Raw genomic sequence first — 14,330 nt, 5'->3', positions numbered from 1 at the left:
GTATTAAACTGTTAACTTGTGATAAATTAGTGCAACATTATATGCATTATTGATCATGCAACAGAATTTAGTTTAAGGATATTTTCGTGAAAAGAAATGCCATTTTTTTAATGAGTTTACTCGTATTGACGGCTTGTGCCGGAACGGCGCCACAAGGTGCGCGTGTCCGTCCTGTACAAGGTCAACCTTATCAACAACCCACTTTTTCAGGTACTGATGGAACAGCGACAGCCTATGCATTAAATGATGCTCCAGCTGTTCAAGCGCCTCAAAGCAATGAAATGGGCTTCCTTGGAATGCAAGCACCACAAAACGGCGCTAGCACAGTGCCTAATGAGCCTGTTTTTCCAGAGCCTACGGCTAATTGGCCAGTTGCGGCGAATAGTACTAATAGTGGATACCCAATGCCGGCGCCAAATGCGACAGTCCCGCAGCCTAATTATGGCGGCACAACTGTTGCACCTGCGCCCGCACAACCTGTAGCGCAAGCCCCAGTGGCCACAGCGCCAACAGCTCAAGCACCAGCCCCTGCAGCAGGCAATAATGCAGTAAAAACATTGCTCGAAGATGCACGTAAAGCCGTATCTGAAAATCGTTTAGATAAAGCAGCAAGTTCACTTGAGCGTGCTGTTCGTCTAGAGCCGAGAAATGCAAGTATTTGGTATGATTTAGCGCAAATTCGCCTACATCAGAAAAATTATGCAGCGGCCGAACAGATGGCGAATAAATCTATTAGCTTTACGCAAAATGAAGAGCTTATTCAACGCAATCGCCAAATTATCGCAGCGGCACAAAGTGCTCGATCAGCGGGTAACTAGATCGCGCATGATAATTTAAGTAGCTTTCAGCAAAACATTATAGATGTAATGATCTAGCCCACTGGACGATTGTCTCTTGGGCTAATCTGCATTTTAGATTATGTTTGAAAGTGGTTTAAAAATAGTTTCAAAATAAAGTTACTTTAAAAGCAATTTGCTAAAAGCAATTTGCTAAAAGCAATTTGTTAAGAACAATTTGTTAAGCACATAATTGTTAAGAGTAACTTTAATAAAAACACCTTAAGAACAATACGTTAAGAATAATAATTACATAAATATCGGTAGTGAGCATGATCTTTTTCAAATAGGGTAATCACTTGATGAATGTCTATAATAAGGCGTTCTCTTCTATTTTCGAGACACAATTTAAATACGTAATCAATCACAAAAATCACAATTCGTGGATCATCATTTTTTAACGGCTCTTGGTAGTCTAGATGATCTAAAGCGATCGGTGGAATTTCATTACGAGACATTGAACGGGAGAATAAACCGTAATTGTGACCTTAGAAATTAAGAAGTAAACCACAAGACGTTGTGATGGAGTAATTTAATAACCTATTTACAGCGTCATAGGGCGACAGGTGTAGCCCCAAAAAGAGATGTTAGCTACTGTACTGGAGAAAAAATGAAGCGGATGCTAATTAACGCGACTCAACAAGAAGAGATGCGCGTAGCCCTAGTGGATGGGCAACACTTATATGATTTAGATATTGAAAATGTGGCAACAAAACAGAAAAAAGCCAATATCTATAAAGGGAAAATTACACGAATTGAACCTTCGCTTGAAGCATGTTTCGTAGATTATGGTTCAGAGCGCCATGGATTCTTGCCTTTTAAAGAGATCGCAAGAGAGTACTACAAAAATCCAGGCGATCATTCATTGTCAGTGAAGGATCAACTTGAAGAGGGCACAGAACTTATTGTGCAAGTAGAGCGAGAAGAGCGGGGTAATAAAGGCGCGGCTTTAACAACGTATGTCTCTCTTGCGGGTCGTTATCTTGTTTTAATGCCGAACAACCCTAAAGCGGGAGGAGTCTCTCGTCGCATTTCTGGTAAACAGCGTGCAGAGATTCGTGATGCGATGTCGGCGCTTGCAATTCCTGAAGAGATGGGGATTATCGTTCGTACTGCGGGAATGGGGCGGACAGCAGAAGAATTACAGTGGGATTTAGACTATCTCATTATGCTTTGGGAAGCGATTTTAGATGCCGGTAAAAAGCCTGCACCACTCCTTATTTTCCAAGAGAGTAATATTATTATTCGCGCACTTCGGGATTATTATCGTAGCGATATTGGTGAGATTTTGATCGATGATGAAGAGGTCTTCAAAGAAGCAGAGATCTTTATCAATAATATTATGCCGCAAATTGGCGATAAGATTAAACTCTATGAAGATCAAGTACCACTCTTTACCCGTTTCCAAGTAGAGTCACAAATTCAAACTGCTTATGAGCGAAATGTCCGTCTTCCTTCTGGGGGTGCTCTCGTTTTTGACCATACAGAAGCATTAGTATCGATCGATATTAACTCGGGGCGTTCAACAAAAGGAGCTGATATTGAAGATACAGCACTTAATACGAACCTTGAGGCAGCAGAAGAGATCGCGCGTCAGTTAAAGTTACGAGACCTTGGCGGTTTAGTGGTGATCGACTTTATCGATATGCTTGAGAGTAAGAATCAACGGAAAGTAGAGAGTGCACTTCACGATGCGCTTGCTTCAGATCGTGCGCGTATTCAAGTAGGACAGATTTCTCGTTTTGGTCTACTTGAGATGTCACGTCAACGTCTTCGCCCTTCGTTAGATGAAACATCTCATATTGTCTGCCCTCGTTGTGAGGGACAAGGTACGATTCGGGATACGAAATCATTAGCACTTGGTATTTTGCGTTTGATCGAGGAGGAATCCCTTAAAGAGAAAACCTCTGAGCTTGTCATTCAGGTTCCGGTCAACGTTGCAGTTTATCTCTTAAATGAAAAACGAGCAGATGTTGAAGACATTGAAGCGCGTTTAAATGTTCGCGTTATTATTATTCCGGATACGCATTTAGACACACCTCATTTCAAAATAACACGCTATCGTGTGAGTGACGAAATTGTTGGGGAAGATAGTGAAACGCATCTTATTAAGGAAGAAGTGACCTTAGAAGATATGCGTAGTGAGGCTGTCATACAGAGTAAAAAAGTGATGGAGAAGCCGGTTGTTTCTGGTATCTCACCCATTGCACCACCGCCAAAAGTAGTAATAGCAGAGAAAAAAGCAGACATTTTGGCTAAATCTCAAACGCTTTTGAACAGTATTCTAAGCTATATTAAAGGTTTCTTCGCGAAGGATGAGGCGCAAACAGAGAGTAAAGAGAATAATAAAAAACCGCGAGATAACAAAAATCAGCGTAACAATAAAAATGGTAATCGTGCACGGGGTAATAATAGTAATCGTCAACGTAATCAGCGCCATAATCATCCAAGTCGCAATACGATTGAAACGATTGAACGCGAGGTTGATTTAGGGGCTGAGTTTAATCAGAATGCGAATGCTGAAGAGTCAACTCGTGAAAGCAATAATCAGGGGCAGAAAGGTAATCGCCGTAATGGGCAGAATGACCGAAGTAATGATCGCAATAACGAACGTAGTGATCGTAATAATGACCGTAGACGTAATGAGCAAAATGGCTCAGGGAATGATCAGTCTCGCCGGCAATCGAAGCAAGAGAATGATAACCAAGTGAATCGTCAGCAAGATCAAAAATCTCAAGTGAGAAATAATGAGGGGAAAGGCCGTAATGATCGAAATGAGGCGAGAGATAATGATCGCAAATCTCGTAATCAAGCGGTAACGCCGGATCACGATACTAAAGAGAATACGGCTAAAGATAATGACGCGAAAAAGAGAGATTCTGTCGAGAATAATGCGCAAGAAAAAGGTGCAAAACAGGAGAGTCGTTCCTCATCTCAAAATCGTTCACGTCGCAGTAATAAGCAGAGTCGTCCTGAAAAACGGGATCCTGATAGCGTGATTAATGAGAAAGGGGAAGAGGTTATTCAGGTGACTGTCGGCGATAAAGTTGAAGAGCGGGTTATTCGTCAAGGCCGTCCTCGTATTGCAAAAGAGCAGGTTAAAGAGATCGTGAGTGAGCCGGTATCTAATGAGAAGAAAGCCGTAGAATCAATACGCCCTGTAATCTCAGATGATGCAATGGATATTATTACAAAACCTGAGAAAACCATTGCGGCAACGGTGGCAGTGATTGCATTAGAGAATGATTCTGTGCAGAAAATGACGATTAGCAAAGGTCGTAATCGTAGAGCGATAAAGATGATTGAGGCTGATGCTTTAGAATCGACAGATGCGATTGAAGCGAGTTCAGAAACCCACTCAGCGGAGAATTCAATGACGACCCCCGTTGCGGCAAATGTGGATACAGTAATTGTAGAGAGCACAACTTCTGTCGCTAATCAAGAGGCTGTTTCTGTCGCTACTGAAGCAAAACAGGATGTATCCATGCCATCGGTAGAGTCTTCTGTTATGGAGTCTGATAGCTTTTCTTCAGCACTAGAAGTCACCGAGTTGGCAGATAATAAAGCAGAGGCTGTCATTACAACTGATGTTCAAGATACTGCAGCTGTAGTGGTTACATCGACTTCAGTGGAATCTACTCATACTGCTGATACGAATCACTCAGAGGAAGTCACTGTGCCGGCAGATACTTTAGAAACCAATAACGTTGCAGAGAAGGTTGTCGAATCTGACGTAGTGCAAAATGTTGCTATGGAGCCTAAAGAAGCTGAAGTGATAAATAGTTCAGACTCTCTAACGACTGAAATCACTGCGAAGGCAGCAGAAGTATCTGAAGATTCAGTTGTACAAGAAGCTATCGCAACAGCGGCTGTAGTTGTAGAGAATGCACAAGATAGTGCGAATCAGGAAAAAAGCAACGACACAGATACGTCAAAAGCTGTAGAAACGATAAAAGAAGAAGTGGCAAAAGAGGAAAAAACGACAGAGGAAACTAAAGAAGAAGTCCAAGATAAACGTCCTTCGAATAATCGCGGGCGCAAAGGTGGCCGGACAATTAAACCGGGAAAACCTACGCGTTCAAAAGCGAAAAATCGGACGAAAGTGATTGTCTCTGATGATGTATTGCCTAATAAAAAAGGAAATTCAGAGCCTAAAGCGGCAGTAGAAGCTGGAAAATCAGAATCTACCAGTCAGGCTTCGACAGATTCAGATAAGACTTCTTCATAAGAAGCTCTCTGTTATGAGGAATAATCTAGCTTTAATAGGGGATAATTATTTTAAATTTCGCATCATTAATAATAATTATAAGAGCCTTTCGATAATTCAATGAGTCTATCCATTGAATTGTCGGAAGAAAGCCCCTATTATAGATTATGTCGAGAGTGGAGAAATAATCTTCATTCCAATTAGTTTCCGAATCACTTTGTTTAAATAAGGAGTTTTCAATGGCTTTTGAAACAGACTTTACATATCGTATTCCTAAAACAGTAGGTGACACTTTAGAACCATTTGAAGTGGTTGCTGCTAAACCAGGTTTTAATAATCCTGAAGAGAATGGTGAATCTGCATTTGAAACAATCACAGAAAAATCATTCCCAGGTAAATGGAAAGTGATTTACTTCTATCCAAAAGACTTTACATTTGTTTGCCCAACTGAAATCGTTGAGTTCGGTAAAATTGCAAAAGAATTTGAAGATCGTGATGCAGTATTAATGGGCGGTTCTACAGATAACGAATTCTGTAAACTTGCTTGGAGACGCGACCATCCAGATTTGGATAAATTAAACCATTACTCATTTGGTGATCCAGCGGGTGAATTAGTGGATATGCTTGGTGTTCGTGATGAGAACTCAGGTGTTTGCTTACGTGCAACTTTCATCGTTGACCCACACAATGTTATCCAACACGTTTCTGTAAACCCAGATAGCGTTGGTCGTAATGTTCCTGAAGTTTTACGTATCCTTGATGCACTTCAAACTGATGAGCTTTGCCCATGTAACCGTCCTGTTGGTGGTGCAACACTTTAATTTGAATCGTCAAATCATACCGAATCCTTGTGATACGATGATTGGTTAGATGACAATTTAAAGATTTATAGTCAATAGGCTATAAGCATATGATAATGATAGAGCCGGGTATTTAAATACCCGGCTCTTTTTATTACCCTAGAGAAATCTGAGTTTGGGAGGGAAGGGTAACCTTATTAAACAACACGTACAAGATGCCCGATAGAATAGCTTCTTTGCTTCTGAGAACTTGATGCGCCGGCATTTGAATAGATGTATTTTGTACCGATCTTGCTATAAAAAACCCCTCCGACGAGATTAAAGCTGATCGAAAGGGATTTAAGAGATGATCACTAGTGACCTGTTTCTAGAGATCTGTTTACTCGAACTATCTTGAAGACTGCAGTTTTATTGTAGTGCCCAAAAGCAGAGTAGGCTTAATGGAATCAATAGAATGATCGCATACAGTAATCTCTGCCAGATCGAACTTAAAAATAGACTTCGTGATTGTTTCATGTGGAACCTATATTGCTGTTTATACAACATTAAAGAGAATATAGTAGGTTAGCACAACAATCGCAATCAGTAGAATAATACCGATCAGTGAGCGATCTTTTTGAATCGCTGCATGATTAGGTGTATGAGCCTGTTTCAGTGCGCGTTTACCTGTGACCATTGTGCGAATTAAGTTTTGTTTTTTAATGATGAGATAAGCAAATACGGCGGCGATATGTAGACCAATTAGCCAAAGAAGTACGGCGCGACCACCGGCATGGATAGAGAGGAAATCTCCACGTAATGCGCCGCTAATATGTTCTGAAAGGGGAGCATTAGAAAAGAGATAAGTATTATCTTCTAGAAATAGACCTGTTGCAACTTGTACGAGTAACATCAGGATTAGTGCCACAACCATTAAAGCCCCTAAAGGATTGTGTCCTTCTGTTGGGGTTTTTGATGCTTTGAGATAATTAATGATATGAGATGGGCCTTTGATAAAGTCACTAAAACGAGATGTTGTAGAACCAAAAATTCCCCAAATCACACGGAATATTAAGAGCGCTACAATGAGTATGCCGGCATATTGATGAAGCGCCATTGCTGAATAGCTACCAATGGGACCGAAATTATAATAATCAGAAAAATTATAAGAGGTATAAACACAGACAATCATCGCTAAAACTAGCGTCCAATGAAAAACACGGGTGGGTAGATCCCAAACCTTAATCATGATAACTCCTTTATGCTATCAATATTTGTAACGGAAGTTAGTTTTTTGATTTAAAAACTAACTCAAATCCCTCTTTTGCGAGGTATTTTCTCACAAGAGGGTCATCAGGCATAGGGATTTTTGTGGCGGTCAAAATAGCAACAAACACACTATCATCAAAATTTTCATTGCCACTGCTTTTAACGATTTTAGGATCCCCAACAATGGTGCCATCTTCTTTGACTTGAAATTGTACAGTCGCTTCTAGACCATAATTTCCAATCGGATTTGTCCAGAATGATTCCAAATAAGATTGAACTTTTGCAAGATAATCATTATTAAGTGCGGCGGCAATACGAGCATTTTCATCGGCAATGCGTGCCGCTTCCGCCTCGGCCTTGGCTTTCTCTTGTGCTAATCGTTTCTCTTCAGCGGCTTTTTTCGCGGCTTCCGCTTTGGCTTTCTCTTGTGCTAATCGTTTTGCTTCAGCGGCTTTTTTCGCGGCTTCTGCTTTGGCTTTCTCTTCCGCTAATCGCTTCTCTTCAGCGGCTTTTTTCGCGGCTTCCGCTTTGGCTTTCTCTTCTGCTAATCGTTTTGCTTCAGCGGCTTTTTTCGCGGCTTCTGCTTTGGCTGTTTCTTCGGCAAGTCGTTTTGCTTCAGCTTCCTTTCTAGCCGCTTCCGCTTTGGCTGTTTCTTCGGCTATGCGTTTTGCCTCAGAGGCTCTTTTCGCAGCTTCTGCTTTGGCTGTTTCTTCGGCTATGCGTTTTGCCTCAGCTGCTTTTTTAGCAGCTTCCGCTTTGGCTGTTTCTTCGGCTATGCGTTTTGCCTCAGCTTCCTTTCTAGCCGCTTCCGCTTTTGCTTTTTCTTCAGCAAGTCGTTTTGCTTCAGCGGCTCTTTTCGCAGCTTCTACTTTAGCTTTCTCTTCTGCAATTCGACGCTCTTCTGCCGCTTTACGCTCAGCGGCAACTCTCGCTTTTTCGGCAGCAATACGAGCTTCTTCTGCTCGTTTCTCTTCAGCGAGTCGATTGAGTTCATTCTCAACGACTTCAGTATCAATGCGCTCGCTCTGCTGCACTTTATTTTCATCGCTGATTTTAAACTCAGGATTGATAGAGGCCGGCTTTGGCTTCTCATAGTTACTGTAAGTGAATAACCCTACACCGATAAAGACTAAACCGGTGAGAACTGCGCTGACAATATTGATAATTTTATCTTGATTTTGACGATTCATAATAGATCCCCGCCTTAGAGTGGGTTGCGTTACTCTTCAAATGGGGTAGTCATAAGCTGTACATTTTGTTGCGTAACCCGCTGCAGTAAGCTCATAGCATCAATGATTCGACCATAAGGTGCCGTCTTATCCCCTTTGACAAGCGCTTTAATATTCGGGTTTTCGGTAAAGAGCAGGTGGGCAAGATCTAAAATTTCCCCTTCGCTGAGCACTCGATCTGGCTCATCGGCGAGATTAAAGTAGAAATTCCCCTCACTATCTACAGAGATCACCATCATCTGATCCCCTTCTACGGCAACCGCTTGACTGCTATCTGTTTGTGGCGGATCGACATCGATTCCGACAGAGATAGTGGTTGCAGTGACCATAAAGATTGTTAACAGTACAAACATGACATCGACATAAGGGACGATATTCATATTGGCATTGAGTTTTGCTTCGCGTCGCTGGCGTCTCATTGATTAACCTCTATTCACGTATCTTGATATGGGCAGACTATGATTAACAAGCTTTACTTGTGAATGCTCGGTTTTTGTACAAGCTGTACATATTGACGTGCAAGAATATTGGCAAATTCATCAATAAAGCTATCATAGCGAGTCATGGTGCTGTTGATATCATTGCTAAATTTATTGAATGCCATCACTGCCGGAATCGCTGCTAATAGGCCAATGGCTGTTGCAATAAGCGCCTCTGAAATTCCCGGCGCGACTTGAGCAAGCGTGACTTGTTTGACCGCACCTAAAGCGCTGAAAGAGTTCATCACCCCGATCACTGTTCCTAATAGACCAATATAAGGCGCTACAGAACCGATCGTTGCAAGCCAAGGTAGGTATTTTTGAATGATGCTCTCTTCCCGTTGTGTCTCTGCGAACATCGCATTTTTAACACTTGAAACGATAAAATCAGGGCTATATTGAGCATAGTTTTTAAGGCGAATAAATTCTTGAAATCCTGATAAGAATACTTTTTCAAGACCACTACAGCTTTTCCCTTTTCGGGCTGCATCTGCTGCGAGTTGATTGATATCAACGCCGGACCAAAAAAGTTTTTCAAATTGATTGATACGGTGTTTTGCGAGCTTAATAGAGATATATTTCTTCCAAATTAAGAAGATGGTGATCACCAACATTAAAGCCAAAATCAACATAATGATTTTGACAGGAAAACTCGCGCTGGCAATGAGGTGCCAAAATTGTAAATCAGAAGTCATCTCAAAATCCTCGTTTAAAAGAAGTCAGGAAGGGGTTTAGGACGTTTAGTAACACTATTGAGTGTTACGATCTCCACACGACCAATGGTTAAAATAGTATCATCTCGCAAAATCGTTTGTTCAAACAGGGCGCGAACCTTCTCTCGTTGAATCAGACGAGTGCGAACGATGAGCTTATCACAAAGTACCGCCGGCTGACGATATTCAATATCGAGTTTACGCACGACGAACATTGTCTCATCGGTTTGGGCATAAGTATTGAGGTTAATTCCCTTACTCATAAGCCATTCACTGCGTGCCCGTTCCATATAATGTAGATAGGTTGCGTGATAGACGATACCACCGGCATCAGTATCTTCATAATAGACTCGAACCGGTAGTTCAAATAGTGCCGTTTCCTGATCTTGTTGCGTCATCCTTTTGCCCTATATCTATGTATATCTAGAATCTTATATCGATATGCGATTGAGGTGTTTGTTAACAATCTTGTTGAAATCCTTATTAGAGTGATGACATTTATATCTGTGCATTAAGGATCATCATCTATTTTAAATTTGCTCTATTTTACCTGATATCTTTGAAAATTTCGTCGTTTATCAAAATATACACTAATGATTTACAATTTTACTTTAAAACTTAAATCTTGCTAATTATTTGATTTATTGATGTGTTTCTATGCATTTCTAAGCGTTTCTATGGTTTTACTAGTAGCTTATGAAGTTCTATGGGGAATGGGGAATTAAATTCATAAGCTTTCCCATCTAGATTAAAGCAGAGTCTAACCGCATGGAGCGCTAGACGTTGATGTGCAATATTTTCGAGATTAAAATGTGGGTTATAACGACTGTCGCCGAGCAACGGGAAGCCGTGATGGGCACTATGTACTCGAATCTGATGGGTTCTCCCGGTTTGAAGATCGGCTTGTAAATGAGAGATTCTGTTCGTTGCATCAAGACAGGTAAAGTGTGTTTCTGCCGGTTTTCCTGATTCTGAAACAATCACATGTCGCTCACCATTCTGTCGGTTTTCTGTGTCTAAAGGATCAGTAATAATTGTTGTTTTTTCAGTAAATCGATCCGCCCAATTGCCGGCGACAAGTAGCTCATAGGTGCGAGCGAGTTTATGTTCTTGCAGTTGTCGTAATGCTTGTCCTGTTTTGGCAATCAGTAGAAGGCCACTTGTAGCTCGATCAAGCCGTTGGACTAATTCATAGAAGTCATTTCCTCCAAAAGCTTTGAGGATTTCAATAATACCAAAAGGGACTTGGGAGCCCTTGTGAACAGCAAGTCCGCTGGGTTTATCGATTACTAAAAAATCATCATTCTCAAAAATAATGGTAGGTTTAAGTGCACGCCATGCCGATTCTGGGATCTCAACTTCTATTTTAGTGGCTATTTTAACGGGGGGAAGACGGACAAGATCTCCGGCTTCTAATCGTGTTGTTGGCTTTGCACGGCCTTTATTAATACGAACTTCACCCTTACGAATCATCTGATAGATTCGGCCTTTGGGTAATCCTCGAAATTGCGCCATCAGGAAATTATCAAGGCGTTGCCCGGCTTGATGTTGTGATACTTCTACCATAGAAGCTTGCTGAAACTCTGTAGTGTTTGTTTGCATAGAGATGAGTAATCAATGGGTAATAATCTGAAAATTTAAAGAAGATGTTTTTAAATAGGCTTATCCGTCGTTACTGTGTTATTGATGCGCTTTATTGATAAGTTATTTTGAATATGAATGATTTTAAGATAATGGATAAATCTTAACGAAATCTTAACGAAATCTTAACGCAATATTCAGGTCATATTAAAGCGCATCATAACAAAATAGCGCCTTAATAGCGCTATTTTAACCGTGATTAGAGATGTATTGCTGGTAAGTAATTTGAGTAACCGTCTAATTTACTCATCTATACTTAAGAGATCATCTTCTTCATCATCGATTTCACCGACGAGAGGCGCTGGCGTTGTGATGTAATGCTCACGAACTTTTTGTTCTACTTCTTTCGCTAATGCTTCATTCTCTCTGAAGTATTGTTTCGCATTCTCTTTACCTTGACCAAGACGGGTATCATTGTAGCTATACCAAGCACCGGCTTTATCCACGATACCTGCTTCAACACCGAGATCAATGACCTCACCTAATGTATCGATACCTGAACCATACATAATTTCAAATTTTGCTTCTCTGAAAGGTGGCGCAACTTTATTTTTTACGACGCGAACGCGGGTATCTGAACCAATCACTTCATCACCTTTCTTGACAGCACCGGTGCGACGAATATCAAGGCGAACAGAAGAGTAGAATTTAAGCGCGTTACCGCCCGTTGTTGTTTCAGGGTTACCAAACATCACGCCGATCTTCATCCGGATCTGGTTGATGAAAATCACAAGGGTATTGGATTTTTGGATATTGGCTGTTAATTTACGTAAGGCTTGACTCATCAAACGAGCTTGTAAGCCCATGTGGGAATCGCCCATCTCACCTTCAATTTCTGCTTTAGGAGTGAGCGCCGCCACGGAATCGACGACGATGATGTCAATCGCACCAGAGCGCACTAAAGTATCGGTAATCTCAAGTGCTTGTTCGCCATTATCGGGTTGAGCAATGTAGAGATTCTCAACATCCACCCCCAGTTTTGCTGCATACGTAGGGTCAAGGGCATGCTCTGCATCGATAAATGCAGCTGTACCACCGGCTTTTTGTGCTTCTGCGATCACATGGAGTGTAAGTGTTGTTTTACCTGATGATTCAGGACCAAAAATTTCAACAATTCGGCCTCTCGGTAGACCGCCGATGCCAAGGGCAATATCTAGCCCTAATGAACCCGTTGAAACAGGTGTAATATTAGTTGCGGCTTGTTGGTCGCCTAAGCGCATTACCGATCCTTTTCCAAATTGGCGATCGATCTGCCCAAGAGCAGCCTGGAGGGCTTTGCGTTTATTTTCATCCATCTTAATAAGTCCTTATTAATGTTAGGGCCAAAATAGTAATGACTATCTAATACATAGTGTTTGTGATGATTTCTGCGAGCAGTATTTCAACCTTTTATGGAGAAGAACTAGAGTAGAGACAGTAGTTCAACGCTCATCGATCCATACAAACGTTTGAAAATTAACTTCTGATGCAGATAATTATGGCACATATTTTGACTTTTGCGCAGAGGCTTTGCAAATTAATTATTACATTTTTGTATTATTTTTTATTCTTTATTGATACTAGCACGTTATAATCAAGCTTTTGAAGCTTCTGCTTGTAAGCTTGCTTTGATTTTTTCAATCGCATTTGTTGTGGAGTAACCATCAATAAAATCGATTAACTCTACGCGCCCCCCATGATCAATGACGGCTTGAGCACCGGCAATTTCATTCACTTGATAGTCACTTCCTTTGACTAACACATCCGGAAGTACCGCCTTAATGAGCGATTCAGGTGTCTCTTCATCGAAGATAGTGACCCACGCAACAGAGGAAAGCGAGGCAAGAACGGTGGCTCGGCTCACTTCATCCATAATGGGGCGCGTTTCCCCTTTAAGGCGCTTCACAGAGGCATCAGAGTTGAGGGCAACGATGAGATGATGCCCAAGTTTGCTCGCCTCTTCGAGATATTTAACATGACCACGATGTAGAAGATCAAAGCAACCATTCGTCATAACGATTGTCTCTTTGTTCATTTTGGCGCGTTTGACTTCATGAAGCAGCGCTTCTTTCGAGAGTACAAGATTATGGGGGCGATCCGATTGACCAAGGGCATAATCGAGCTCTTCTTGGGTGACATATGATGCCCCCATTTTTCCTACAACGATGGATGCGGCTACATTGGCAATTTTACATGCTTCCGGTAACGGCGTGCCTTTTGCTAACTGGGTAGCGATCATTGCAATGACTGTATCGCCGGCCCCCGTCACATCGAAGACATCTTGCGCTTTAGCTGAGAACGTAACAGATTCTTTATTCTCTTCAAATAGTGTCATTCCTTTTTCACTGCGTGTTACTAATAGAGCATCGAGTTGTAGCTGATCTCGCAGGGCTTCTGCTTGCGCAAAAAGTATCGCTTCATCAGGGCATTTGCCGACAACTCCCTCAAATTCACTGGTATTCGGTGTAATTAAGGAAGCGCCACGATATTTGCTAAAATCACTGCCTTTCGGATCGATGATTACTATTTTTCCTTGGCTTCTCGCATATTGAATCAGCGTTTGTGGATCTGTGAGAAAACCTTTGTTGTAATCAGAGAGGATAATCAAATCATGCTGATCAATAATGGCTTTAGCTTGGGTGATAATACGATTTTTGAGAGCTTCAGTGAGCTGAGGTTTCTCTTCAAAATCACAGCGAACAATGTGTTGTTGCCGGCTAATGACCCGAAGCTTAACGATCGTAGGGAAGGAAGCTTCGGCAATGAAGTCTGTTGCGATCTGATTCTCTTGACATAAGGCAATGAGATCCGCAGCATTTTTATCCGTTCCCACTAAACCGCAGAGCGTTACATCAACGTTCATTTTACTAATATTAAGGGCCACGTTGGCCGCACCGCCAAGGCGATTTTCAGTGTGATTGACATTCACTACAGGGACAGGGGATTCAGGAGAGATACGCTCTGTTGAGCCCATCCAGTAACTATCGATCATAATGTCGCCAAAAACGGCAATTTTAGCAGTGGGTTGTGTCATAACATTCTCACAATTTGATATTCAAGCAATGACCTTAAAGGGCTTTGCGAGATGAATAATAGGTAACAATGGATAATTTACAGTAATAATTTGTAGGGTTAGCTATACGCAATTAACTATATAAAATGAGTGATTCAAAATCAGATATTTAAAGTCAGCTAGTT

Annotated in this window: 11 protein-coding genes; 3 read left to right on the top strand and 8 right to left on the bottom strand. The window is 41.5% G+C overall.

Annotation, left to right across the window (positions count from 1 at the left end):
* Positions 1 to 86 precede the first annotated feature (86 nt).
* The 3 genes from WMO13_RS09270 to WMO13_RS09260 all read left to right on the top strand — a co-directional run bounded on the left by WMO13_RS09270 (position 87) and on the right by WMO13_RS09260 (position 5,864).
* Entirely contained in the window at positions 87 to 818 is a 732-nt protein-coding gene (locus tag WMO13_RS09270) for a tetratricopeptide repeat protein (RefSeq protein WP_026878851.1), read from the top strand.
* 628 nt (positions 819 to 1,446) lie between these two features.
* Positions 1,447 to 5,064 (top strand): Rne/Rng family ribonuclease, encoded by a 3,618-nt coding sequence (locus WMO13_RS09265; RefSeq protein ID WP_051396208.1) that lies wholly within the window; start codon positions 1,447 to 1,449, stop codon positions 5,062 to 5,064.
* Between the two features lie 218 nt (positions 5,065 to 5,282).
* On the top strand, positions 5,283 to 5,864 hold the full coding sequence (locus tag WMO13_RS09260) for a peroxiredoxin (protein ID WP_051396207.1): 582 nt from the start codon (positions 5,283 to 5,285) through the stop codon (positions 5,862 to 5,864).
* A 514-nt stretch (positions 5,865 to 6,378) separates the two neighbouring features.
* On the opposite strand, the gene WMO13_RS09255 is transcribed toward WMO13_RS09260, so the two are convergent.
* From WMO13_RS09255 to hldE, 8 genes are all read right to left on the bottom strand, one after another.
* Positions 6,379 to 7,071, bottom strand: coding sequence for a cytochrome b/b6 domain-containing protein (locus WMO13_RS09255; RefSeq protein ID WP_051396206.1), 693 nt, complete (start codon positions 7,069 to 7,071; stop codon positions 6,379 to 6,381).
* Between the two features lie 37 nt (positions 7,072 to 7,108).
* Positions 7,109 to 8,281, bottom strand: a complete 1,173-nt coding sequence (gene tolA / locus WMO13_RS09250) for a cell envelope integrity protein TolA (protein WP_342386845.1) — start codon at positions 8,279 to 8,281, stop codon at positions 7,109 to 7,111.
* A 29-nt stretch (positions 8,282 to 8,310) separates the two neighbouring features.
* Positions 8,311 to 8,739, bottom strand: a complete 429-nt coding sequence (locus tag WMO13_RS09245; RefSeq protein WP_026878848.1) for a biopolymer transporter ExbD — start codon at positions 8,737 to 8,739, stop codon at positions 8,311 to 8,313.
* 53 nt (positions 8,740 to 8,792) lie between these two features.
* On the bottom strand, positions 8,793 to 9,494 hold the full coding sequence (gene tolQ / locus WMO13_RS09240; protein WP_026878847.1) for a protein TolQ: 702 nt from the start codon (positions 9,492 to 9,494) through the stop codon (positions 8,793 to 8,795).
* 14 nt (positions 9,495 to 9,508) lie between these two features.
* Positions 9,509 to 9,910 carry a tol-pal system-associated acyl-CoA thioesterase gene (ybgC, locus tag WMO13_RS09235; protein WP_026878846.1) on the bottom strand — a complete coding sequence of 134 codons (402 nt, stop codon included), beginning with the start codon at positions 9,908 to 9,910 and terminating at the stop codon, positions 9,509 to 9,511.
* Between the two features lie 277 nt (positions 9,911 to 10,187).
* A complete protein-coding gene (locus WMO13_RS09230) occupies positions 10,188 to 11,114 on the bottom strand; it encodes an RluA family pseudouridine synthase (protein ID WP_026878845.1) in 927 nt (308 codons plus the stop codon).
* 281 nt (positions 11,115 to 11,395) lie between these two features.
* Entirely contained in the window at positions 11,396 to 12,448 is a 1,053-nt protein-coding gene (recA, locus tag WMO13_RS09225) for a recombinase RecA (protein ID WP_026878844.1), read from the bottom strand.
* A gap of 278 nt (positions 12,449 to 12,726) precedes the next feature.
* Complete coding sequence (gene hldE / locus WMO13_RS09220; protein WP_026878843.1) at positions 12,727 to 14,166, bottom strand: bifunctional D-glycero-beta-D-manno-heptose-7-phosphate kinase/D-glycero-beta-D-manno-heptose 1-phosphate adenylyltransferase HldE; 1,440 nt, start codon at positions 14,164 to 14,166, stop codon at positions 12,727 to 12,729.
* Positions 14,167 to 14,330: the final 164 nt, after the last annotated feature.

Source organism: Ignatzschineria larvae DSM 13226 (assembly GCF_038500265.1).
Classification (GTDB): Bacteria; Pseudomonadota; Gammaproteobacteria; order Cardiobacteriales; family Wohlfahrtiimonadaceae; genus Ignatzschineria; species Ignatzschineria larvae.
The sequence above is the reverse complement of the archived record's forward strand: the minus strand, read 5'-3'. Positions and strand labels throughout refer to the sequence as shown.

What these genes read in the sequence shown, in the direction of transcription:
- WMO13_RS09265 (WP_051396208.1), top strand. Translation starts at nt 1,447, where the DNA reads ATGAAGCGGATGCTAATTAACGCGACTCAACAAGAAGAGATGCGCGTA.
- WMO13_RS09260 (WP_051396207.1), top strand. Translation starts at nt 5,283, where the DNA reads ATGGCTTTTGAAACAGACTTTACATATCGTATTCCTAAAACAGTAGGT.
- WMO13_RS09255 (WP_051396206.1), bottom strand. Translation starts at nt 7,071, where the DNA reads ATGATTAAGGTTTGGGATCTACCCACCCGTGTTTTTCATTGGACGCTA.
- tolA (WP_342386845.1), bottom strand. Translation starts at nt 8,281, where the DNA reads ATGAATCGTCAAAATCAAGATAAAATTATCAATATTGTCAGCGCAGTT.
- WMO13_RS09245 (WP_026878848.1), bottom strand. Translation starts at nt 8,739, where the DNA reads ATGAGACGCCAGCGACGCGAAGCAAAACTCAATGCCAATATGAATATC.
- tolQ (WP_026878847.1), bottom strand. Translation starts at nt 9,494, where the DNA reads ATGACTTCTGATTTACAATTTTGGCACCTCATTGCCAGCGCGAGTTTT.
- ybgC (WP_026878846.1), bottom strand. Translation starts at nt 9,910, where the DNA reads ATGACGCAACAAGATCAGGAAACGGCACTATTTGAACTACCGGTTCGA.
- WMO13_RS09230 (WP_026878845.1), bottom strand. Translation starts at nt 11,114, where the DNA reads ATGCAAACAAACACTACAGAGTTTCAGCAAGCTTCTATGGTAGAAGTA.
- recA (WP_026878844.1), bottom strand. Translation starts at nt 12,448, where the DNA reads ATGGATGAAAATAAACGCAAAGCCCTCCAGGCTGCTCTTGGGCAGATC.
- hldE (WP_026878843.1), bottom strand. Translation starts at nt 14,166, where the DNA reads ATGACACAACCCACTGCTAAAATTGCCGTTTTTGGCGACATTATGATC.